Annotated in this window: 13 protein-coding genes; 6 read left to right on the top strand and 7 right to left on the bottom strand. The window is 69.8% G+C overall.

The window, feature by feature from the left end; genetic code table 11:
- Positions 1-111: 111 nt before the first annotated feature.
- From ACFO8M_RS19415 to ACFO8M_RS19390, 6 genes are all read right to left on the bottom strand, one after another.
- Entirely contained in the window at positions 112-9,492 is a 9,381-nt protein-coding gene (locus ACFO8M_RS19415; protein ID WP_387978602.1) for an isopeptide-forming domain-containing fimbrial protein, read from the bottom strand.
- Between the two features lie 148 nt (positions 9,493-9,640).
- Positions 9,641-10,642, bottom strand: coding sequence for a LacI family DNA-binding transcriptional regulator (locus ACFO8M_RS19410; RefSeq protein ID WP_387978600.1), 1,002 nt, complete (start codon positions 10,640-10,642; stop codon positions 9,641-9,643).
- A gap of 157 nt (positions 10,643-10,799) precedes the next feature.
- Positions 10,800-11,918, bottom strand: coding sequence for a glycoside hydrolase family 53 protein (locus ACFO8M_RS19405; RefSeq protein WP_387978598.1), 1,119 nt, complete (start codon positions 11,916-11,918; stop codon positions 10,800-10,802).
- 40 nt (positions 11,919-11,958) lie between these two features.
- The gene (locus ACFO8M_RS19400) at positions 11,959-12,852 is read right to left on the bottom strand and encodes a sugar ABC transporter permease (protein ID WP_387978596.1); all 894 of its coding nucleotides are present in this window, start codon (positions 12,850-12,852) and stop codon (positions 11,959-11,961) included.
- A gap of 2 nt (positions 12,853-12,854) precedes the next feature.
- Entirely contained in the window at positions 12,855-14,225 is a 1,371-nt protein-coding gene (locus tag ACFO8M_RS19395) for a carbohydrate ABC transporter permease (protein WP_387978594.1), read from the bottom strand.
- 20 nt (positions 14,226-14,245) lie between these two features.
- The gene (locus tag ACFO8M_RS19390) at positions 14,246-15,592 is read right to left on the bottom strand and encodes an extracellular solute-binding protein (RefSeq protein ID WP_387978592.1); all 1,347 of its coding nucleotides are present in this window, start codon (positions 15,590-15,592) and stop codon (positions 14,246-14,248) included.
- A 275-nt stretch (positions 15,593-15,867) separates the two neighbouring features.
- On the opposite strand from ACFO8M_RS19390, the gene ACFO8M_RS19385 reads away from it, so the two are divergent.
- From ACFO8M_RS19385 to ACFO8M_RS19365, 5 genes are all read left to right on the top strand, one after another.
- Entirely contained in the window at positions 15,868-17,847 is a 1,980-nt protein-coding gene (locus ACFO8M_RS19385) for a beta-galactosidase (RefSeq protein WP_387978590.1), read from the top strand.
- Positions 17,848-17,900: 53 nt separating this feature from the next.
- Positions 17,901-19,016 (top strand): glycoside hydrolase family 53 protein, encoded by a 1,116-nt coding sequence (locus ACFO8M_RS19380; protein ID WP_387978588.1) that lies wholly within the window; start codon positions 17,901-17,903, stop codon positions 19,014-19,016.
- A 91-nt stretch (positions 19,017-19,107) separates the two neighbouring features.
- On the top strand, positions 19,108-20,235 hold the full coding sequence (locus ACFO8M_RS19375; protein ID WP_387978586.1) for a glycoside hydrolase family 53 protein: 1,128 nt from the start codon (positions 19,108-19,110) through the stop codon (positions 20,233-20,235).
- Positions 20,236-20,409: 174 nt separating this feature from the next.
- The gene (locus ACFO8M_RS19370) at positions 20,410-21,021 is read left to right on the top strand and encodes a cysteine hydrolase family protein (protein WP_387978584.1); all 612 of its coding nucleotides are present in this window, start codon (positions 20,410-20,412) and stop codon (positions 21,019-21,021) included.
- Between the two features lie 31 nt (positions 21,022-21,052).
- Positions 21,053-21,982 carry a GlxA family transcriptional regulator gene (locus tag ACFO8M_RS19365; protein ID WP_387978582.1) on the top strand — a complete coding sequence of 310 codons (930 nt, stop codon included), beginning with the start codon at positions 21,053-21,055 and terminating at the stop codon, positions 21,980-21,982.
- A gap of 37 nt (positions 21,983-22,019) precedes the next feature.
- Here the strand turns inward: ACFO8M_RS19365 and ACFO8M_RS19360 are convergent, their stop codons facing one another.
- On the bottom strand, positions 22,020-22,391 hold the full coding sequence (locus ACFO8M_RS19360; RefSeq protein WP_387978580.1) for a DoxX family protein: 372 nt from the start codon (positions 22,389-22,391) through the stop codon (positions 22,020-22,022).
- A gap of 124 nt (positions 22,392-22,515) precedes the next feature.
- On the opposite strand from ACFO8M_RS19360, the gene ACFO8M_RS19355 reads away from it, so the two are divergent.
- The gene (locus tag ACFO8M_RS19355) at positions 22,516-23,190 is read left to right on the top strand and encodes a TetR/AcrR family transcriptional regulator (RefSeq protein WP_387978578.1); all 675 of its coding nucleotides are present in this window, start codon (positions 22,516-22,518) and stop codon (positions 23,188-23,190) included.
- Positions 23,191-23,373: the final 183 nt, after the last annotated feature.

Raw genomic sequence — 23,373 nt, 5'->3', positions numbered from 1 at the left:
GCTATATACCGATACCGCATGGCGTCCTCCCGCATCCCTTGTGCACTGTTCCGAGTCTGTTGTAGCCGAACCGCGCGCCCCGGGGAAGGCGACACGGCCGCGGAACGGGCCCTATAGCCGCTCGCGGCGACGTGCGGCCGCCACGCTGACGACCAGGCCCATCACGATCGCACCGAGTCCAGTGAGGACCATCGCCAGGACGTCGCCGCCGGTCGAAGTCAAGGCCCCGTCGGAGTCGCCGTCGGTGCCGGTGTCGCTGCCGGAGTCGCCGTTCCCATTCCCGTCGCCTGCCATGGTGCGGAGCGTCCAGGTGTCGGCATCGGAGGTGCCGTCCTGCTCGTTCGCGTCCGCATTGAGCACCACGGTCCCTCCGGTCAGTTCGACCTCTTCCGGAGCGTCCGCGTCGACCTGGACCAGGATCGACGCCGACCAGGCCGCCGGGTCGGCTTCGGCGATCGCCGTCGCTTCAAGCTCCCGATGGGACTCGAGCGGGCCCGTCATGTCGGTTTCGGCGCTGGGTGCCAGGTCGGTGTCGAACTCGCAGGCCACGGTGTCGCGGTCGGCGGTCGCGGTACATGCGGGCGGCAGCTCGGAGGCGACCGCGCCGACCCGCTCGGGCATGCCGATCGTGACGGTGACCGATTCGTCGAGGGTCGACGGGCCGCGCGACTCGACCACGACGTCCACCGCGGTGGTCCCGCCGGGTTCGGCGGTCGGGTCGGAGACCGTGAGCGTGCGGTCGTAGACGGGGTCGCCCACGCCGCCGGGCACGCCGGTGACCGAGGCGGTGTCGTTGCCGTCGTCAGGGTCGAAGGCGGCAGAGGACACCGTGACGGTGTTGGTGATGTCCTGGCCGTCGCCGCGGTAGGAGGGGTCGAGTTCGACCGTGAGGGCGATGGTCGCCGACGAGTCCGGTTCGAGTGCGTCGGCGACCGGGCAGACGACCGTCGCCGCGGTCTCGGTGCAGTCGACCGGTTCACCCGTCGCAGCGTCCCGGGCTTCGACGAAGGCGAGCCCGGCGGGGATCGCATCGGTGACGGTGACCGCTTCGACGGTGACGGAGGCGTCGAGGTTGTCGACAGTGGCCAGGTAGTCGAAGTCGGTGCCCGGCGTGATCGGCCCCGCGGCGTCCGGGTCGAACGTCTTCGTGACCGCGAGGTCGGCGAGGAATTGGACCGGCGGGCCGACGGCGGTCGCGGTGTCGCCGGAGGGCTCCACTGACGCCGTGTTGGCGATAATGTCGCCGCTGTCGACATCACCGTCGACCGCGACGGTGAGGTCGACGGTGAAGGAACTGTCCGGTTCAAGACTGCCGATGTCGCATGTGACCCGCTGGCCGGTGGCCGAGCAGACGGCGGGCGAGGCCGAGACGAACGCCGTCCGCGGATCCAGGTCGTCGGTGATCGTGACGCCGGTGGCCGTGGAGGGCCCGTCGTTGGCGACGGTGATCGTCCACACCGCTTCCTCGCCCGCGACCATCGCGTCAGGGGCCGACTTCGTGATCTGGACGTCCGAGTCCGGCGCGGTGACGCCCCCGGCCATGGTCGCGACGGCGGTGTTGTTCTGCGGGTCGGCATCGTCGCTCGAGGCGGACAGGACGGCAATGCCTTCGATGTCCGACCCGTCGCCGACGTATTCGCTGTCGAGTCTGACGGTGACGATGAACGCGGCGGCCTCGCCCGGGTCGAGGGCATCGACCGTCGCGCAGGTGACGGTGCCGCCGTATACGCCCACCTCCCCGGCGCAGCCGCTCTCCGATGAATCGAAGGCCAGCTCGAGCGGGAGCGTCTCGGTCACCACCGGGTCGGCCGCACTCGAGGACCCGTAGTTGTTGAGGCTCAGCAGGATGTCGGTGGTCTCGCCGGGCGCGATCGGGCTCTCCGGGTAGGCCGCGAAGCCCGTGGTGAGCATGAGGTCCGCGCTGGCGTCGACCGAGGCGGGCGCGGTCGCGGTCGTCGTGTTGTTGCCGGAGTTCGGGTCTGCGGTCGCAGAGGTGATGGCGGCGGTGTTGACCAGGTCCGAGCCGTTCCCCGTGTAGTCGGGGTCGAGCGCCACGGTCAGGGTGTACGAATGGCTGAACCCGACCGGGATTCTGGCGCTCGTGGCGCAGGCGACCGTCTGGCCGTCGGCTCGGCAGGCGGCGGCGGGCGGGACGGACTGGACCCAGCTGAGCGGCTCGGGCAGCGTGTCGGTGAACGTGAACCCCGCGGCGGCCGAGGGCCCGGCGTTGGCGATGGTGATCGTGTAGTTGAAGGTGTCGCCGGCGGTCACGGGGTCGGTGGAAGTGAGGGTTTTGGCGACGGACAGGTCGGCGCGCGGTGCGGCGGCGGCGCCGGTCGGCAGGCGGGCGCCCGCGGTGTTGTTGGCGCTCTCCGGATCGGGCGTGTCAGAAGTGGCGGTGGCCCGGTTGACGATCCTGGAACCGGTACCGGTCAGGGCCGGGTGGAGCTTCACGAGGATCGTGAAGCCGGCGAAGTCGCCGGCGGGGAGCGTCGCCCCGGCCTGGCAGGTGACGACGGCACCGCGGTACACCCCGGCGTCGCCGGTGCAACCGCCCGGCGAGGACACGAAGGAGAGGGCCGCGGGAAGCTGGTCGGCGACGACCGGGTTCGTCGCATCCGAGGGTCCGTTGTTGGTGACCCGCAACCGGTAGGGGAAGGTCTCCCCAGGTGCGACGGGCGTGGACCTGAGGGGGACCATCAGCATCGACAGGTCGGCGCTCGTGTTCACCGGCGGGCCGGTCGCCTCCGCGGTCGTGTCGGTCGAGGTGTTGTCCGTGGCGGTCGCGAGCGTGGCCGAGGTGGTGATCCGAGTGCCCGCGGCGGTGTCGGCAGCGACGAGGACGGTCAAGTCGACGCTTGCCGTCGCGCCGTCGTCCACGGACCCCACGTCGCAGGTCAGCATGAGGGCGGTGTCGGCCGCGCAAGTCGCGCCAACGGCGGACACATAGGACAATTGCGGATCGAGCTCCGCGGCGATCGTCACGTCGGTCGCGTCCGACGGGCCGTCGTTGTTGACGGTGAAGGTGAAGACCGCCGTCTCTCCGGCGGTCATCGCGGTCGGCGGGGACTTCGCGAGGGACAGTCCCGCTTCGGCGTTGACGGCGATGTCGGCGCCGGCAGTGGTGTCACCGGAGGTGTTGGCGGTGCTCGTGGTGACCTCGGCGGTGTTGGTGAGGACCGTTCCGTCCGGGACCGCGGCGTCAGTATCGACCGTGATCGTGATGTCGGTCTGGTCGCCGGGAGCGAGCGCGTCAAGATCGCACGTGATCGCGGCGCCGGCGGCCGTGCAGGGCGCACCGGTCGCGGCGACGAAGGTCAGGCCGTCGGGCAAGGTGTCGTTGACCGTCACGGCTTGAGCCGTCGACGGGCCGGCGTTGGCGACGGTGACGGTGAACTCCCCGGTGCCGCCCGCGGTCGCCGATCCGGTGGCGGCCTTGGCGATCGACACGGAGGCCTGCGGCGTCGCGGTCGTGCCGCCCGGGACCGTGGCGGTGCCGCTGTTGTTCGCGCCGTCCGGGTCCGCGGTCGCGGGCGCGACGGCGGCGGTGCTGAACACGTCGGACCCGGTGCCGCTGTAGGCCGGGTCGAGCCGGACGGTGAGCGTGTACTCGACGTCGCCGTCGACCGCGAGCGAGTCGATCATGGCGCAGGTGACCGTTGCGCCGTATTCGGCGCTGCCAGTGCAGCCCGCGCCGGAGACGAACGCCAGCGACGCGGGGAGCGTGTCGGTGACGGCGATGTCACCGGCGACCGATGGCCCCGCATTGTGGATGGTGAGCCGATAGTCGAAGGTCTGGCCCGGTATGACCGGATCGCTGCTGAGGACGGTATTGGCGAGGCTGACGTCCGCGCTCGGCGCTGCTACCGATTCGGTGGGCACGGTCGCGGTGCCCGTGTTGTCGGCGCTGTCGGGGTCGGCGGTGGCCGGCATCGCGGTGGCCGTGCTGACCAGGTCGGCGCCGGAGCCGGTGTAGGCCGGGTCGATGGCGACGGTCACCGTGTGGACGGTCTGCGCTCCGACCGCGAGCGAATCGATCGTGGTGCAGGTGAGGGACGGGCCGGTAGCGGTGCAGTCGTCGCCGGCGACGAAATCGAGGCCGGCCGGGAGCGTGCCGGTGACGGCGACGCCCGCGGCGGTCGAAGGCCCGGCGTTCGCGACGGTGATCGCGTAGTCGAACTGCCCTCCGGGTGCGACGGGCTCGGTTCCGGTGGCGGCCATGGTGAGTGAGACGCCGGCGCTCGGGGCGGCGGCACTGACGGTCCCTGCCGCGACGGTGCCCGTGTTGTTCGCACCGTCGGGGTCGGCCGTGCCCGAGGTGACCGCAGCGCTGTTGGCGATGTCCGAGCCGTCGCCGGTGTAGTCCGCCGAGAGGCGCACGGTGAGCACGATCGTCCGCGACCCCACCGGCATCGAGGCCTGGGGACCGCAGGTGACCGTCTGGCCCGCGGCCGTGCAATCGTCCGGTGTGGACGAAACGAATGCGAGATCTTCGTCGAGGGTGTCGGTGACGGTCGCGTCCTGCGCCGTGGACGGACCGGCGTTGGTCGCCGTGAGTGCGTATCGGAACGTCTCGCCCGGCGTCACCTCGCCGGAGTCCTCGAGTTCCTTCGTCAACCGCAGGTCGGCCGAAGGCGCGCTGATGCTCGGGAACACCTGGGCGGAAGTGTTGTTCGCCGTGTCGGGGTCGGCGGTGGACGAGGTAGCCGTCGCGCTGTTGCCGAGATCGGCACCCGCTCCGGTGTAATCGGGGTCCACGATAACCCGGAAGAGATGGTTGACGGTGTCTCCCGGGGCCATTGCGACGGTCGGGCCGCAGGTCACGGTCTGCCCGTCCGCGGTGCAAGAGCCGTTCGGCGAGTCCGCGAAGGCCAGGCCGTCCGGCAGCTCGTCTACCGCGGTCACGTCCGCGGCGTCCGAGGGTCCCGCGTTGTGAACCGAGATCCGGTAGTCGAGGGAACCGCCCGGGGCGACTTCACCGGCGGTGGTGAGTGTCGTCGTGGTCTCGATGTCGGCGGACGGCGCACTGACGGTGACGCCGCCGGTGGTGGTCGCGCTGTTGTTGTCCGGCACCGAGTCGGCGGTGTCGGCGGCCACGGTCGCGGTGTTGGACAGGGTGCCGCCGGTGTAGCCGGGGTCCACTGTCACGGTCGTGTCGAAGGTCGCCGTCCCCAGCACGGGGAGCTGGAGCGCCCCGAGGGCGCTCGGCGAGCAGGTCAAGGTCTGGCCGTCGGCGACGCAATCGCTCGGATAGGCCTCCCATGACATGCCCGCGCCCAGGGTGTCGGTGACCGTGGGGTTCACGGCCACCGACGGGCCCGCGTTGCTCACACTGATCCGGTAGTCGAAGCTCTCCCCCGGCGCGACCGTGGGCGATCCGACCACGGCCTTGGCGACCGACATGTCGGCGATGCCGACTCCGAGGCTCGGCACGCCGCCCAAGTCGGTGCTGTTGTCAGTGCTGTCGGGGTCGGCGGTGCCGGCCGAGACGGACGCGGTGTTCACCACGTCGGTGCCGGTGCCCGTGTACAGGGGGTTGAGGCTGACCGTGATGGTCTGGTCGACGGTGTTGCTCCCGGAGGCCGCGGGAATCGCGCCGAGCGGCCCGCAGGTCACGGTGCCGCCGTAGTCGCCGACGGTGCCCGTGCAGCCGTCGGCGGAGACGAACGCGACCGAAGCGGGGAGCACGTCGGTGACGGCGACGTCCGAGGCGTCGCTCGGGCCATGGTTGGTCACCGCGAGCGTGTAGGTGAACGACTCGCCGGGCGCGACGTCCCCAGCCCCGGAGGCGCTGGACTTCGTGATGGACAGGTCCGCGGACGGAGCGGTCACGCCGCCCGCCGGCAGCGGCGACGAGTCGGTGTTGTTCGACGTGTCCGGGTCCGCGGTGTCCGGCGAGGACGCGTTGGCCGCGTTGGCAAGGTCGCCGCCGTCGCCCGTGTAACCGGCGTCGACGTACGCGAGCACGCCAAATGCGACGGCCGAACCCGGTGCGAGCGAAGCGATCTGCGGGCAGGTGACGGACTGGCCGGCAGCGGTGCAGCCGTCCGGAGAGGACGCGAAGGCCATCCCGTTCGGCAGCGTGTCGGTGACCTCGACGGCCGTAGAGCTCGAGGGCCCGTCGTTCGCCACGGTGATCGTGTACATGACGGACTCGCCCGGCACGACAGCTTCGGCCGTGACCTCGTCAATGGAAACCGAGAGGTCCGCGCGCGCGGCCGCGACGGCTCCGCCGGGCAGGCTCGCGGTGCCGGTGCTGTTGGCGCCGTCCGGGTCGGCGATGTCCGAACCGGCCGTGGCCGCGCTCGTGACGGCGCCGTCCGAGCCGGTGCCGGCGTAAGCGGGATCGAGCCGAACCGTGACGAGGAGCGCTGCCTCGTCAGCCGCGCCCAGGGTGCCGACCGAGCAGGTGACGGTGCCGCCGTAGGCACCGGCGGTGCCGGTGCAGCCCGAGTCGGACGAGACGAACGCCAGCGCCGACGGCAGGGTGTCGGTGACGACGGCGCCCGTGGCCGCCGAGGGACCGTTGTTCGCCATGTCGAGGAGGTAAGTGAACGTCTCGCCTGGGGCGACGGGCGTGTCGGCCGTGGTCCGCTTCGTGAGAGCGAGGTCCGCGGCGGGGTCGCCGATCGCGGGCTGGACGGTGCCGGAGGTGTTGTTCGATGTGTCGGGATCCGCGGTGACGGCGGTGACGGCGGCGCTGTTGGGCAGGTCGGATCCGGTGCCGGTGTAGGCGGCGTCCACTCGCACGGTGAGCGTTACGGTGTGCGTGCCGGGCGCGAGCTGTGCATAGGTGCAGGTGACGGTCTGTCCGGACAGGTCGCAGGTCGTTCCGGTGCCGGTGGCGGACACGAAGGTCAGCTGGGCGGGCAGCGTGTCGGTGAGCGTGGTGTCGGCGGCGGTGGAGGGGCCGGCGTTGTCGACGGTGAGCGTGTAGGAGAACTCGTCGCCGGGGCTGACGGTGTCCGCGGGGGCGGCCTTGTCGACGCCGAGGTCGGCCGAGGCGGCGGCGATGTCGATCTGCCATTCGGCGGCGTCGTTCGCGGCGTTGTCGTCGGCGGCGCCGGCGACGAGCGCGGTTCCGGCACCGGCGCCTGCGGCGGCGGTCGGGTCCGCGGTGTAGGTGAGGGTCAGATCCGTTTCGGTGCCGGGCTCGACTCCGGCAGGGATGGTGCAGGCCAGCTCGTTGTCGGAGGTGGCGGCGCATCCGGTGGGCAGGCCGGCCGCGTCCCAGTTGACGTCGGCGGGGGTCCTGAGGGTCACGGTGGCGTCGGAGGGCGAAGTGGAGGGGCCGTTGTTGGTGGTGGTGAAGGTGACGGTGCCGCTCTCCCCGGGAACGATCGCGGCGACGGCCGAGGCGGCGATGTCGAAGTCGGCGACGGCGTCAGCGGCGAGCACGCGCATTTCGGCGGTGTTGTCGCCGTTGTCGCTGTCGTGGTCGTAGGAAAGGGTGGCGAGGCCTGAGAGGGTGGTGCCGGGGTCGGCGTCGGCCGGGACCGCCGCGGTGTAGGCGAGTTCGGTCGAGGCTCCTTGACCCAGGGCAGCGACCGTGCAGGTGGCGGTCCGGTCGCCGTTGTCGGTGCAGCGCTGGTCCAGATTCGACACTGTGAGGCCGTCGGGGTAGTCGAGCGTGACGGTGGCGGCTTCGGCGGCGTTGTCCGGGCCGTTGTTCTTGACGGTGGTCTTGACGGTGCCCGAGGTCCCTGGCGTGATGTCGATCGGATCCGATTCGATCTCGATGTCGATGAGGGTGCTGACGGGGGTGTCGATCGAGGCGCTGGCGGCGCCGCGGTTGGTGATGCCGGAGGGCATGGTGATGGCGGCGGTGTTGGTGAGCGTGGTCCCTGCCGCGGCGGTCGCGGGGGTGCCGCGAATGGTGATGACGGCCTGCTCGCCCGCCGGGACGTCGACGGTGGTGGTGACGTCGTTGCCGATGCCCGAGGCCGGGCCGCAGGAGCCGCCGCCGGTCACGGTGCAGGACCATGAGGTGCCCTCGATGCCGCTGGGCACGGTGTCGGTGACGGTCGCGCCGATGAGGTCCGCGCTGCCGCCGTTGGTGACGGTGACGGTGTACTCGATGTCGTGCCCGGGGTCCGCCGTGGCCGCGCCGGTCTTGGCGACGTCGATGGTCACCTCGGAGTCGACCGCGAGGGTGTTCGTGGCGGTGTCGTTGTCGGAGAGGCCGTCTCGGGACCGGCCGGCGACCGAGGCGGTGGCGGTGACATCGCCGATGGTGCTGCCGTAAGCCAGTCCTGAGGTGTCGGTGCCGGTGACGGTGAACGCGGCGGTGGCGGTGTTCGTGAAGGTGTCGGTCGGCCCGGTGCAGGTCACGGCGGCGGTGTCGCAGGTCCAGCCGGTGGGGCCGGTGATGGCGGTGAGAGTGAAACCGGTGGGCGCGGCGAAGGTGACCTCGGGGATGTCGGCGGTGTCGTCGCCGTTGTTGGTGAGGGTGAACGGGATCTGGGCCGTGGCCCCGGGATCGACCATGGTCGTGGCGTCCTGGTTCCCGGTGGTGGTGTCGGACATCGCCAGGTCGGAGGCGAGGTGGTCCACCGTGACCTCGGCGCACCCGGTGTCGTTGCCGGAGGCGCTGTCGTTGGTCGGGGTGATCGTGTTGGTACCGCAGACTTCGTAGACGGTTCCGGGGACGGCATCGGCGGGGATGGTGGTGTTGACGTTGAGGTAGCCGGTGTCGCCCGGCGTCCAGCCGGAGCCGGCGGGACAGGAGCCGGCCGTGGAGGAGGTGACGGTGCAATCCGCGTAGCCGGTGCTGGCGGCGTCGTAGCGCTGGAGGCTGTTGACGGTGAGGCCGGTGTCGGCGGTGACGGTGAGGCTGTTGTGGTGGGCGGTCTGGGGCCCGAGGTTCTCGACCTGCAACTGCGCTTCCACTGCGGCGCCCGGCTTGCCCGTCGGATTGGTCGCGGCGGTGACCTCCATGTCGGCGGAGCCGATCGAGAACTGCTGGTGCTGTGCGGTGGCATCGCAGCTATGGCGGACGAGCACGGTCGCGGCGACGATGTTGGAGTCCTTCACGGCCATGCAGACGCCGGCGTAGGTGTTGATGAAACCGCCCGCGGGAGCCCCGGTGGCGGGGTCGGCATGGCGCTGGTAGGGCCAGGTGGCGTTGTTAGCGCCCGAGGAGCAGGAGGTGGTGAGCAGGAGCGGGGTGTTGTTGGCGCGCTGGTTGGCCGGATTGCCGAGGCAGACCTGGGTGTTCGAGGTGAGCTGGATCCGGTCGTCGGTGGTGATGGTCCACCGCTGCACCGTGTCGTTCGAGCCGCAGGTTCTCAGGGTGAGCGCGCCCCCGGCGTTGGCGGACGAGGCCGTCAGGCACAGGTCGGGATGACCGGTCGGCGAGATGTAGACGCCGGTGACGGGGTCGGCGAAGGTGCCGGCCTGGGTTTGGACGGGGGCGGCGAGCATCCCGATCGTCACCAGGACCACTGCCGCGAAGGACACCGAGACGCGCCGCAACCTCGCGGTCAGACCCACGACCATTCCCCCGTTCACCTCACTCGATTACGAGCAGTGACGGCAGATTAACAAGTCGTTCGCGACGATTGCCGCAATAGGACGGAATACGTCCCGAAGTCGTTCAGCGGCATCGTTCGGGCTCCGCGGCCATAAGGCACTGTCGCGATCAGGCGCTGTCGCGGATGATCAGCTCGGTCGGCAGGACGACCGGTTCGACTTCTTCGTCTTCGAGGAGGGCGATGAGGAGCCGGACGGTCTCCTCGGCGACCTTGGCGAGCGGCTGGCGGACGGTGGTCAGGGCCGGGCGGGTCGCCGAGGCGATCGCCGAGTCGTCGAAGCCGCCCACCGCCACGTCCTCGGGGACCCGGCGCCCGGCCGCGTGCAGCGCTTGGAGCGCACCGGCGGCCATGAGGTCGGAGGCGACGAACACCGCGTCGAGATCCGGGACGTTCTGCAGGAGCTTGCGCATGGCGGACTCGCCGCCGGCCTGCGTGTAGTCGCCGTGGACGATCATCTGCTTGCCGGCCTTGCGGCCCAGCACGCTCGTGAAGCCCTCCAGGCGAAGCGAACCGCCGGGGGTGTCGAGCGGGCCGGTGATCATGCCGATCTTCCTGCGGCCCTGGTCGACGAGGTACTCGGCCATCGCACGGGCTCCCCCGCGTTCGTCGGCGGCGGCGTACGGGATCACCGATTCGCGCCCGAGGACCGCGCCCTGGGCGACGGCGGGCAGGCCCGCCCGCTCGATCTCGTCGAGCAGCGGGTCCCCCGCGTGGGTCGAGATGAGCAGCGCCCCGTCGGCGTGGCCGCCGCGCAGGTAACGCGCCACCCGGTCGCGGCCGCCGTCGTCACCGGCGATCATGAGCACCAGCGACATGTCGCGGTCCGCGAGCTGATTCGTCGCCACGCGCATGAGCACCGAGAAGTTCGGGTCTTCGAACAGGCGCTCCTGCGGCTCCGAGAGCACCATGACGATCGAACCGGTCCGGCTCGTCACCAGGCTCCGCGCGGCCCGGTTCACCACGTACCCGGTCTCCGCGACCGCGCGCCGCACCGCCGTCTCTGCAGACAGTGAGACGTTCGCCTTGCCGTTGAGGACACGGGAGACCGTGCCGCGCGAGACCCCCGCGGCGTCCGCCACGTCATGGATCGTCGGTCGTTTCCGTGCCAAGTTGCTCAGCTCTCCCTTGTGTCTCACTCGATTATCGCTCTCGCCCGCCCTGCGGTCGGGCCGCGGCCCGCCCACAGTGCGTCAAGTGCACGCGAAGTGGCCCCCCAAGGGGGCGGCGGCCTCCCCGTCGCGTTCGAACCGGCGCGTCGCAACGGCATCATCCGCCGCCGAGCGCGCGAAGCGATTGCAGCGCGTTGCCTTCGAAATCGAAAAGCGCCTGGTTCGCCCAGGAGCTGCCCGATTCGTCGACCACGTCGTCGCCGTAGGCCATGCCGGCGTGCGAGGCCCAGGTGGTGCCGTCGACGGGGAGCCACGCCGGCTCCCAGTAGACGATGCCCAGGCCGCGCCCGTCCGGCACGTCGCCGACGGTCGCGTACAGGTCGCGCAGGAACGCGGCCTGGCCCTCCGGCGAGGCCGGGTACCCGCCGGCCTCGGCCAGCTCGACGCTGAAGACCTGGTGGTGGCCTGCCGGGTGGACCCCGGTCCACGCATAGGCGGTCTCGACCACCACCAGGTCCCTGCCGTAGCGCTCGGCGAGGTCGTTCAGATTGGCACCCAGGTCATTCAGGGTGCCGTGCCAGTACGGGTAGTACGACAGGCCGATGACGTCGAAGTCGAGGCCGCGCGCACCCGCCTGGTCGAACCAGCCGCGGTAGAGCTCGTTCGCGCCGCCGAAGTCGAGGTGGATCATGACCCGCGCGTCACTCGAGGCGCGCACGGCCGCGACACCGGCCTTGAGGAGGCCGGTGAGCCGGTCGAACGCGTCCGGGTCCTCGCTCGCGAAGCGGCGTTCGGCGTCGATGAACTTGGGCGTCCGGCCCTCCGGCCAGAGCATCCCGTTGGTGATCTCGTTGCCCACCTGCACCATGTCCGGCGACGCGTTCGCCGCGGCCAGCGCGGCGAGGACCTCGGCGGTCCATTCGTGCACGCGCGCTTCGAGCGCCGCGCCCTCGAGGCCGCGCCACGCCTTCGGGGTGGACTGCTTCTTCGGGTCGGTCCAGAAGTCGGAGTAGTGCAGGTCGAGCAGGACCGCGTGGCCCGCCGCCTTGGCGCGGCGGGCCAGCGCGATCGTCGTCTCCAGGTCGTTGGTGCCGCCCATGTACGGCTCGCCGGACTCGTCGCGCGGGTCGACCCACAGGCGCAGACGGATCCAGTTGACGCCGTTGTCGGCGAGGAGCTCGAAGAGGTCGCGTTCGGTGCCCTCGGCGCGGAAGACCGCGCCGAGGGCTTCGATCTCGGCGGTCATCGAGACGTCGGCGCCGCGAATGGGAAGCACGCCCCTCGGCGACGCTTGCGAGCCGTGAATTGGCACGGTCTTAGCCTTTCTCGGCGCCGGCGGCCGCGCCGGTCACCAGGTAGCGCTGGAGGACGATGTAGAGGATGGTGATCGGCAGCGCCAGCACCACCGCGCCGGCGGCGAACGTGGTGTAGGAGTTGGCGTATTCGGAGCTGATCATGTTGAACAGGCCGAGGGCGACGGTCTGCTTGTCCGCGCTCTGCAGCACCAGCCGGGGCAGGATGAAGTCCATCCAAGGCAGGGTGAACTGCGTGATGGCCACGAAGGTGAGCATCGGGCGCATGAGCGGCAGGATGATCTTGACGAAGATCGTGAGCCGTCCGGCGCCGTCGATCGCGGCGGCCTCGTCGAGGCTCGCGGGCAGGTTGTCCGTGTAGCCCTTCATGAGCCAGATGTTGTACGGCAGGGCGCCCGCCATGCTCACCAGGGCGAGGCCGGTGAGCGAGTCGAGCAGGCCGAAGTTCAGGAAGAGCATGTACACGGCGATGGCGGCCAGGAAGGCCGGGAACATCTGCAGGATGAGGATGCTCAGCAGGCCGGCTTTGCGGCCCTTGAACCTGACGCGGGAGAACACGAACCCGCAGATGGCCGCGAGCACGACCGAGCCGATCATGTTGAGCACGGCCACGTAGAGCGAGTTGAGGTACCAGCGGCCGTAGGACGTCTCGGTGAACAGGTCGACGTAGTGGGCCATCGTCGCCTCGGACGGGAACGGCGAGACCTCGCCGAGTCCGTCTCCCGGGCTCAGGGAGGCGCCGACGACCCACAGCAGCGGGAAGATCACGATGACGGCGACGACGAGCAGTTCGAGGTGGATGAGGGCCGTGGAGAGGCCCTCGCCGCGGGCGCGTCTGCCGCGGCGGGGTGTGGCGGTCGCGCTCGGCGCGGGGCGTTCGGCAATCTTGGCGGTCATGGTCAGAGCTCCCGAATCGCCTTGGAGCGGTTGAGGTTCCACACGGAGATCGTGCCGACGATGAGGAAGATGAAGAGGCTCATCACGGCGCCGATGTTGTACAGCTGGGTCTCGAAGGTGAGCTTGAACAGCCAGGTGACGAGCAGGTCGGTGCTGCCCGCGAACCGGTAGTCGGCGTTGTCCGGGCCGCCTTCGGTGAGGAAGTAGACCACGCCGAAGTTGTTGAAGCTGGACACGAACGAGAGGATGAGCAGCGGCGCGACGGTCTTGTGGACCACCGGGAGGGTGATGTGGCGCAGCTGCTGGAAGGCGCTGGCGCCGTCCATGCGGGCGGCCTCGTAGTAGCTGGCGTCGATGTTGGTGAGCACGCCGCCGACGAGGGCCATGAAGAACGGGAAGGTGAGCCACAGGTTGATGAGGAGCACCACGGCCCGGGCGAGGTTCGGGTTGGAGGCGTCGGTGAACCAGTAGATGCGGTCGTCGGTGAGGCCGACGTCGACGAGCCACTGGCTGACGGGCCCGAACTGGCCGTTGAACATGGAGCGGAACACCAGGGCGGAGACGATCGCGGGGACCGCCCAGGGCAGCAGGAAGATCGAGCGCCACACGCGCGGGAACTTGACCTTCTTGTCGGCCAGGAGCACGGCCTGGAAGAAGCCGAGCGCGTAGGAGGCGACGGTGGTGACGAGCGCGAACACGAACGTCCAGGCGAGGACGCCGAGGAAGGTGTCGGTCCAGGCGGAGCCGGAGAGGATGGTGCCGAAGTTGTCGAAGCCGACCCATTCGACGAGGTTCTTGGGGGGCAGGTGGTCGCGGTTGTAGTCGGTGAAGGCGACGAGGATGACGAACAGGACCGGCAGCACGGACATGAACACGACGAGCACGAGGCCCGGGGAGAGCATGATGTACGCGAACGCGTTGTCCCACAGGCGCCGGTAGTAGGTCGCGGAGGATTCGCGGGCGCCGCTGGCGTTGAGCGCGGCGCGGTAGCCGGCGGCGTCGCGGATGCCCCAGATCCAGATGATCGCCAGGAGGGCGAGGGTCAGGAGCGCGATGAGGCCGCTGGCCAGGAGGGTGATGGAGTTGTCGCCTTCGGAGAGTCCGGTCAGGGTCATCTGCCGTGACTGGGTGCCGAGGGTGAACAGGCCCCACAGGCCCTTGAGGAAGAATCCGCCGTTGCTTCGCGGCGTGAAGTCCATTCCGGCGTAGTAGTTGCCGGAGGCGATCTCCCAGCCGACCAGGCCTGCGAAGAACGCGAAGTAGAAGGCGGCTTTGCCCGCCTGGCGGTTGATCAGCTGGCCCGCTCCCCACACCAGTGCCGAGGCGAGGCCCGGCACCAGTGCGGGGAGCTTGCTGCTTTGAGCGTTGCTCATCGTTTGGATTGCCCTTTGGCCTAGAGCCCGTGCAGCTCGTTGTAGGTGTCGACGGCCTTGGTCTGGGCGTCGGCGGAGGAGCTCAGGGAGTCCCAGACGTCGACGGCGAGGGTGTTGCCGACCTCCCAGAAGTATTCGGGGACCTGCGGGATGAGGTCGGCCTGGGCGGACTGCTCGACGATGCCGGCGACGTGCGGGTCGTCGGCGAGGCCTTCGATGCCGGCGAGCAGGTCGGCGTTGAGCGCCGGGATCTGGCCGGTGGCGGCGTAGAGGGCGGCGGCGCCGGCGTCGGAGGCCAGGAAGGCGGCGAAGACGCGGGCGGCGGCCGGGTACTTGGTGTAGCCGGAGACCACGGCGGTGTGCATGCCGGCGAAGGAGCTGGCGGGTTCGCCGCCTGCGACGCTCGGGAGGACGGTCACGCCGTATTCGAAGCCGTTGGCCTCGGCGCCGGTGTCGGAGTCGGCGAAGGCCCAGGGGCCGTTGATCGCGTAAGGGGTCTTGCCGGCGGCGAACTCCTGGCGGATGTTCTCCTCGGTGGCGTCGGCGGCCGGGACGTCGAAGATCTCGCGGATTCCGGCGTAGTAGTCGAGGGCCGCGATGAGCTTCGGGTCGTCGAAGTTCGGCTCGGCCGGGTCGAGGTCGGGGTAGAGCTGCCAGCCGGTCGCGGAGAGGATCGAGTAGGCGTGGTAGATCTCGCCGGGGGTGAACTGGACGGTCCACTGGTTCTTGGACGCGTCGTTGTACTCGGCGGCGAGGGCCTTGATGTCCTCCCAGGTGGCGGCCGGGACGTCGGAACCGGTGAGCTCCTTGAGCAGGGTCTTGTTGTAGAACAGCGCGATCGACTCGGTGGTGACCGGGACGGCGTGCATGGTGTTGTCCTCGCCGCCGGAGACGACGCCGGTGAAGGTCTCGCTCATGCGGCCCTTGAGGACCGTCTCGTATTCACCGAGGGGGGCGGCCACGCCCTGGTCGATGGCGCGGGAGAGCTGGTCGTAGAAGGACATGTAGACGTCGGCGCCCTGGCCGGCCTCGCCGGCGGTGGTCATCTTCTCGACGGCGTCGTTCTGGGGCACGAGTTCGTACTCGACCTTGACGCCCTTGAACTGCTCGGTGAAGGCGGCGATGATGGCCTCGGCGACGTAGTCCTGCTCGAACCAGACCTTGAGGGCGGCCTTGCCGGAGGCGATGTCCTCTTCCATCACGTACTGCTGGGCGTCGGCGTCCCACTCGAGGCCGCCGCTCGCGGTCTCGTCTTCCTCGGGGCCGCCGCAGGCGGCGAGGGTCCCGGCCGCGGCGACGCCGCCGCCGAGGGCGAGGAGGTTCCGGCGGTTCAGGGAGGGTCCCGCGTGAGCACCTTTGCTGCGCATGTCAAGTCCTTGTCTCGGTGTGTGAGGGAGCCTGGCCGGTGCGGGGCGTATGAGACGCACCACCAGACTGTGAACGTTTACACGAATCTAGCGATCGAAGACCGTCTTAGCAACCAGATTTTGTCCCTTATATCCGTTATTAGGTCAAAGATTCTTCATGAAACGATCACAATTTTGAAACGACGCTCGACATAACCTCAGGTTGCGCGAGCGTCAGGCGTCGAGTACTGTGCACGTTCACAGGCATTTGTGCAAGGAACCTCACAGGAGACGCGGTGCAGACCATTCGCTACGGAGGCGATTACAACCCCGAACAGTGGCCCGAGGAGATCTGGCACGAGGACGTACGCCTCATGCGCGAGGCGGGAGTGAACCTCGTCAGCCTCGGGATCTTCAACTGGGGGATCATCGAACCCGCCCCCGGCGAGTACGACTGGACCGGCCTCGACAAGGTCATCGAGCTGCTGCACGACAACGGCATCGGCGTCGACCTGGGCACCCCCACCTCGGCGCCGCCCTCGTGGCTGCGCCGCGCCCACCCCGAGATCCGCCTCGTGGACTTCGAGGGCCGCGCCATGGCCTCGGGCTCGCGCCACGGCGTCTGCCCCTCGCACCCGGTCTACAACGACGCGTGCGCCTCGATCGTCGAGCAGCTCGCGGCCCGCTACGGCGAGCACCCCGCCGTCCAGATGTGGCACCTCCACAACGAGTACGGCTGGGCCAACGCCCAGTGCTACTGCGACGAGTCCGCCGCGCACTTCCGCCGCTGGCTCGCCGACAAGTACGGCGACGTGGACGCGCTCAACGAGGCCTGGGGCACCGCCTTCTGGGGCCTGACCTACCGCGACTTCGACCAGGTCGAGGCCCCCGCGATCGCCCCGCCCGGCGTCAACCCCGCGCTCCGGCTCGACTGGATGCGCTTCTCCAACGACGCGCACATCGCCAACTACCGGCTGCAGCGCGAGATCATCGCCCAACACTCCGAGGCGCCGGCGACCACGAACTTCATGGTGCCCAACTGCAAGGACATGGACTACTTCCGCTGGGCCGAGCACGTGGACGTCGTCTCCAACAACCACTACCTCGTCGCCGAGCGCGAGGAGCATGAGATCGAGCTCGCGATGAGCGCCGACCTCACCCGCGCGGTCGCGGGCGGCCCGTGGATGATCATGGAGCACTCGACCTCCGCGGTGAACTGGCAGCCGCGCAACATCGCCAAGACCCCCGGCGAACTGCGCCGCAATTCCCTGGCCCACGTGGCGCGCGGCGCCGACGGCCTCATGTTCTTCCAGTGGCGGGCCTCCCGCGCCGGCTCCGAGAAGTTCCACTCCGCGATGCTCCCCCACGGCGGCACCGACACCGAGGTGTGGCGCGACGTCGTCAAGCTCGGCAACGACCTCAAGCAGCTCTCGGCTGTGGTCGGCTCCGACGTGACCGCCGAGGTGTCGGTCCTGTGGGACTGGGAGTCCTGGTGGGCCCTCGAACTCGAATGGCGGCCCTCGGTCGACCTCGAGTTCCGCGAGCGGGTCGAGGCCTACTACGGGTCCCTGTGGAAGCAGCACGTCACCGTCGACTTCGCCCACCCCGAAGCCGATCTCGGCCGCTACAAGGCGGTCATCGCGCCCTCCTCGTACCTCCTCACCGCCGCTGCGGCGAAGAACCTGCGCGGGTACGTCGAAGGCGGCGGCCATCTGCTCGTCTCCTACTTCTCGGGCGTGGTCGACGAGCACGACACCGTCCATCCCGGAGCGCACGCGTCGGTGCTGCGGGAGACGCTCGGCCTGTGGGTCGAGGAATTCCACCCGGTGCACGAGGGCACCCGGCTCGCCCTCACCTCAGGTGGCCCCCTCGACGGCGCGAGCGGCCGCATCTGGTCCGAGCACGTGCGCCTCGACGGCGCCGAAGCCGTGGCCGCGTTCGCGGATGGCCCCGACGCGGGCCGCCCGGCGGTCACGAAGCACCGCGTCGGAGGCGGCACCGCCTGGTACACCGCGACCGCCCTCGACGACGCCACCGGCCTGCGCGAGCTTCTCGCCGAGGTGCTGGATGCTGCCGGTGTCGAACGGCCGCAAGGACTCCCGGACGGCCTCGAAGCGGTCCGACGCGGCCCCCTGAGTTTCCTGATCAACCACACCGGTCAGGACCTGCACGTCCCGGAACTCCGGGGCACCGACGCCCTCACCGGCGCCGCCTACGCAGACGGCGTCCCGGTGCTCGCCGGAGAGGTCGTCGTCCTCGCGCACGCGGGGAACTGAACCCTTCAGCGGCCCTTCGGGACCGCCCCTCCGATCCAAAGGACGTGATCGCAATGAAGCGAAGAACAGCCCTCACCACCGCCGTCGCGGCCCTCGCCGCGCCGGCCCTGGCACTCGGCGCCGCCGAGTCCGCCCAGGCCCAGACCGCGTTCGCGCGCGGCGCCGACATCTCCAGCCTCGCCAAGTCCGAAGCCAAGGGCGGCGTGTACATGTGGGCCGACGGCTGGCGGGAGGACGCGATCTGGATCCTCCAGAAGAGCGGCGTCAACTGGATCCGCCTCAAGGTCTGGGTCAACCCCGCCGACGGCTACAACAACAAGACCCACGTCGTCAACGTCGCCAAGCGCGCCCGCGCCGCCGGAATGAACGTCCTCGTCGACTTCCACTACACCGACACGTGGGCCGATCCGGGCGCGCAGACCAAGCCCGCCGCCTGGGCGAACTACAGTGTCGCGCAGCTGAAGACCGCGATCTACAACCACACCGCCGACGTCCTCGGCGCCATGGTCTCCGCAGGCGCGGCCCCGCAGATGGTCCAGGTCGGCAACGAGCTCAACGCCGGCATGCTGTGGCCCACCGGCCGCTACGACCAGCTCGACAACCTCGCGCAGTTCCTCATCTCGGGCGCCAGCGCCGTCCGCGCGACCGTCCCGGCCGCGAAGGTCATGCTGCACCTCGCCGAGGGCGGCAACAACTCGGTGTTCCGCTGGTTCTTCGACGCCATGCAGGCCCGCGGGGTCACGTGGGACACCATCGGCGCCTCGTACTACCCGTACTGGCACGGCTCGCTCTCGGGCCTCCAGTCCAACCTCAACGACATGGCCTCGCGCTACGGCAAACCGGTGTACGTGGTCGAGACCGCGTACCCGTTCAACCCCGGCGACCGGGACGGTTTCGGCAACATCATCAGCGCCGCGACCCCGGTGTCCGGCTACCCGGCGAGCTACACGGGCCAGTCGAACATGCTGACGGCGATCGCCAACGTCGTGAAGGCCGTCCCGAACGGCCGGGGCGCGGGCGTGTTCTGGTGGGAGGCCACCTGGACCGCGGTGACGGGCAACGGCTGGGACCCGTACGACCCGAACAGCAAGAACGGCTGGGAGAACCAGGCCCTGTTCGACTTCGCGTGGAAGGCCACCCCGGCGCTGAAGACCCTCGGGACGCTGTAGACCTTCCTCCCCCCGAACGGGCCGGTCCCCGCCCCGCATCGCGGGGACCGGCCCGCCTTCCCCGACTCCTCGACCGAAAGAGACGACCACCATGAAACGCAGATCCGCGCTCGTCGCGGCCGGCGCCCTCGGCGTCGCCGCCGCGGCCACCGCACCGGCGCTCGCCGCCGAGAACGACCGCGGCCGGCCCAATCAGGCCTTCGTCCGCGGCGCCGACATCTCGGGCCTGATCAAGAACGAGGACTTCGGCGCGGTCTACCGCCGCGCGGACGGCACCCGCGGCGACGCGGTTGAGATCCTCGCCGAGAACGGCGTCAACTGCATCCGCGCCAAGGTGTGGGTCGACCCCGCCGACGGCTACAACACCAAGACCCAGGTGGTCGAACTCGGCAAGCGCGCCAAGCGGGCCGGGATGGACCTCCTGGTCGACTTCCACTACTCGGACACGTGGGCCGACCCGGGCAAGCAGTACAAGCCCGCGGCCTGGGCCGACTTGAGCTTCGCCGAGCTGAAGACGGCGGTGTACGAGCACACCGCCGACGTCCTGGGCGCGCTCAAGGACGCCGGGGTCAAACCGGGCCTCGTGCAGGTCGGCAACGAGACCAACGGCGGGCTGATCTGGCCCGACGGCAAATGGGACCAGCTGGAGCAGATGGCCGAGCTGCTCACGGCCGGCTGCGACGCGGTGGCCGACGTCCTCCCCAAGGCGCAGACGATCCTGCACCTGGCCGAGGGCGGCAACGCGGGCGCGTTCCAGTGGTTCTTCGACAACGCGGTGGCGAACGGCGTGCCGTTCGAAGCGATCGGCGCCTCGTTCTACCCGTACTGGCACGGCGAACTGTCCGGGCTCGCCGCGAACCTGAACGACCTGGCGACCCGGTACGGCAAGCCGCTCTATGTGGTCGAGACGGCGTACCCGTTCACCACCGAGGACTCGGACGGGTTCGCGAACATCATGACCGACCCCGAGCCGGTCGCGGGATTCCCGTCGAGCCCGGAGAACCAGTCGTACTGGATCGAGGCGATCGCGGACGTGGTCAAGGCCGTGCCGAACGGCCTCGGCAAGGGCCTGTTCTGGTGGGAGGCCACCTGGACCGGCGTCGCGGGCGCGGGTTGGGACCCGGCCGACCCGGCCAGCGGGAACGGCTGGGAGAACCAGGCGCTGTTCGACTTCGACGGCAAGGCGCTCCCGGGGTTGCGGACCTTGGGCACTCTGTAGGCAGACCCTCGAACACCCTCAGTACGCCGTGCCGTCCGTTCCATAGCCGCCCGACCGGGTCAAGACCGGGTGCCGAAGGAGCGGGCGGCACGGCCTCTTCGGTGACCAGATCGGTCCGCACCGCGGCGCGATCGTGCCTGGCCGCAAGGCCTCGGGCACACGAGGATTGCACCCATGAGAACCGCACTCTTCGTCATCGACGTCCAGGAATCCTTCCGCCGGCTCCCCATGTGGGCCGCGATGTCGAACCCCGACATCGTCGACAAGATCAATCCGCTCGTCGAGACCGCCCGCGACAACGGCGACCTGGTGGTGTGGATCCGCCACGCCGAACCGGGCAGCGGCAACGTGTTCGACCCCGCGAGCGGCTACGTCGAGTACCTGCCCGGGCTCGAACCCCTTGCGGGCGAACCGGAGCTGATCAAGACCTCGCACAACGCCTTCACCACCACGAACGCGCAGCAGCTCCTGACGCAGCACGGCGTCGGCGAGGTCGCGGTGACGGGCATCCGCACCGAGCAGTGCTGCGAGACGAACGCGCGGGTCGCCTCCGACCTGGGCTACCGGACCGTGTTCGTCACCGATGCGACCGCGACCAACCCGGTCGCGCACCGCGACGCGCCCCAGGGCCGGAGCCTGGAGGAGATCCTCGCGGACCCTCGCACGCTCGGGACGGACGCGATCATCGAGCGGACCGAGTACGCGCTGTCGGGGCGCTTCGCGACGGTGACGGGGGTGGACGCGCTGGTGGGCGAGTGGCAGGATCGTGCTGCCGCTCGAGCGTGAGCGCGGGGGCTTGAACGCTAGGGGGAACGCGGTGTCCGAGGTGGTCTTCCTACTGGTGCCGAAGCTGCATCTGCTCGATCTGGCGGGTGCGGCGCAGGTCTTCTCGACCGCTGCGGACGTGCTGGCCGAGGAGGGCGCGGGCGCGACCTACCGGCTGCGGTTCGTCGCGGAGCACTCGGAAGTGCCTTCGGCCCAAGGGCTCCCGTTGCAGGCCGAGACCGTGTGGCCGGAGCTCGGCGCGGACGATCTGGTCATGGTCCCGGGCTGGCGCTCCCCCAAGACCGCGGGAGGCCCGCGGCTTTCCGCGGCGCAGGTCGGGCACCTGGTCGACCACCATGGACGCGGTGGCGCGATCGCGAGCGTCTGCTCGGGCGCGTTCGCACTCGGGCAGGCGGGCCTGCTCGACGGGCGCCGGTGCACCACACATCACGACCTGCAGGAGGAGCTGGCGCGGCGTTTCCCCGAAGCGGCAGTGGTACGTGACGTGCTATTCACTGAGGACGACCGGGTCATCACCTCCGCGGGCATCGCCAGCGGCATCGATCTGGCCTTGCATCTCGTCGCGGTGCGGCACGGACCGGCCGTTGCCGCGAAGGTCGCGCGCAGCATGGTGGTGTTCGCCCGCCGCAACGGCGATGAACCGCAGTCGAGCGCGATGCTGCGCCACCGCTCGCACTTGTCGGACACAGTGCACCGGGTCCAGGACCGCATCGACGCCCATTTCACTAAGCACCTGCGTCTGCCCGATCTCGCGGCCGAGTCCGGTGTCTCGCAGCGGACCCTTACGAGGCTGTTCGCGCAGGCGGTGGGGATGACCCCGCTCCAGTACCAGTCGGAGCTGCGGCTCGAACGCGCCGAGCACCTCGTCGGGCAGGGTGCCACGGTCGAGTCGGCTGCGCGGGCTGTCGGCTTCGCTGACGCGAGGATGTTGCGGCGCCTGCGGGCGGGCGCCGCAACATGAACGGCGACGGGCGGTTCGGGGCCCGCCTGCGTACTCGCTAGAAGGGGTAGGGGCCGAATCGGCCCCAGGCGACGACGGCCGACAGGATCAGGAGCACGATGCTGGACCCGATCGTGTTCCACTCCCCCTTGCGGACGTGGTAGAGCGCGGCCAGGAGCATCGTGAGCGCGAGGGCCGCCGCGGCGATGGGGGTCAGGATCACGGCGATGCCGGTGAGGGCCGGCAGGATCAGGCCGACACCGCCGGCGAACTCGGCGACGCCGACGAATTTGACTCCGCCGGAAGAAAAGTCGTTCACCCACGACATCTTCGGGGCGAGTTTCTCCTTCGGCTGGGTCGCCTTCATCACGCCCGCCGCGATGAAGGCGAGGGCGAGCACGCTTTGGAGGATCCAGAGGAACACGTTCATGGGGGCAATCTCCCTGACAGAGGTTTGGGTGGACCGCCCCAGAAGTGGAGCGGGTTATCCAGTTAGCGACACCGAGTCTAACAACCTAACCGGATAGGGCATTCCACTTGGTTAGGATGTGGGCATGGAACCGAGCCGTGAGACCTCCGCCTGCAAGCGCGCCCGGCGCCTGCGCGCCGATGCCGAGCAGAACCGCGACCGAATCATCGAGGCGGCCCGGAAGGTCTACCAGCGCGACGGGCTCAGCGCCTCGATGGCGTGCATCGCCCGCACGGCGGAGGTCGGCATCGCGACGCTCTTCCGCCGGTTCCCCACCCGCACCGACCTGGTCGCGGCGGTCTTCGCGGACGCTATGGAGCAGAACCGGGCCGCGGCGGTGGCCGCGCGGGACGAGGAGAGCGCCTGGGACGGCTTCCGGGGCTACATCGAGACGGTCTGCGGGCTGCAAGCGGCCAACCGCGGGTTCGCCGAGGTCCTCACGATGAACTACGGCTCGGTCAAGGTGCTCGAGCGCCAGCGCCAGGAGGCGTTCGAGGCGTTCACGGCGCTGATCGGCCGGGCGAAGAAGGAGGGCCGCCTGCGGGAGGACTTCTCCCCCGAGGACCTGCCGATCCTCTTGATGGCCAACGCGGGCGTCCTCAGCACGGCCGGCGACGCGGGTCCCGCCGCGTCGAAGCGGCTGGTGGGCCAAATGCTCAGGGCCTTCTCAGAGAGCGGATCCGAGCAGTTGCCTCCCGCGCCCGGCCCGAAGGAACTACTCAGGGGCATGGTGCGCCAGCGCCGATCGGCGAGCACTTGAGCCGGCGGCGCCTGTAACCGGAGAGTGCCATGTGACCGGTGATATGTCACATGCCGCCATCACCGCATCCGCATGCCAGGGTCGATTCGAGCGGAACTCATGAGATCACGGTTGCCGCTGCCGTCCGCGCGGCAATAGACTGGCGACGTTTCGCTCCGGTAGTGCGAGAGCGGTGCGCCGTCG

The organism is Glycomyces rhizosphaerae (assembly GCF_042647865.1).
Taxonomy (GTDB): Bacteria; Actinomycetota; Actinomycetes; order Mycobacteriales; family Micromonosporaceae; genus Glycomyces; species Glycomyces rhizosphaerae.
The sequence above is the reverse complement of the archived record's forward strand: the minus strand, read 5'-3'. Positions and strand labels throughout refer to the sequence as shown.

Excerpts from the sequence above, each read along its gene's own strand:
- ACFO8M_RS19390 (WP_387978592.1), bottom strand. The coding sequence starts at position 15,592 with ATGCGCAGCAAAGGTGCTCACGCGGGACCCTCCCTGAACCGCCGGAAC.
- ACFO8M_RS19370 (WP_387978584.1), top strand. The coding sequence starts at position 20,410 with ATGAGAACCGCACTCTTCGTCATCGACGTCCAGGAATCCTTCCGCCGG.
- ACFO8M_RS19400 (WP_387978596.1), bottom strand. The coding sequence starts at position 12,852 with ATGACCGCCAAGATTGCCGAACGCCCCGCGCCGAGCGCGACCGCCACA.
- ACFO8M_RS19395 (WP_387978594.1), bottom strand. The coding sequence starts at position 14,225 with ATGAGCAACGCTCAAAGCAGCAAGCTCCCCGCACTGGTGCCGGGCCTC.
- ACFO8M_RS19375 (WP_387978586.1), top strand. The coding sequence starts at position 19,108 with ATGAAACGCAGATCCGCGCTCGTCGCGGCCGGCGCCCTCGGCGTCGCC.
- ACFO8M_RS19355 (WP_387978578.1), top strand. The coding sequence starts at position 22,516 with ATGGAACCGAGCCGTGAGACCTCCGCCTGCAAGCGCGCCCGGCGCCTG.
- ACFO8M_RS19360 (WP_387978580.1), bottom strand. The coding sequence starts at position 22,391 with ATGAACGTGTTCCTCTGGATCCTCCAAAGCGTGCTCGCCCTCGCCTTC.
- ACFO8M_RS19380 (WP_387978588.1), top strand. The coding sequence starts at position 17,901 with ATGAAGCGAAGAACAGCCCTCACCACCGCCGTCGCGGCCCTCGCCGCG.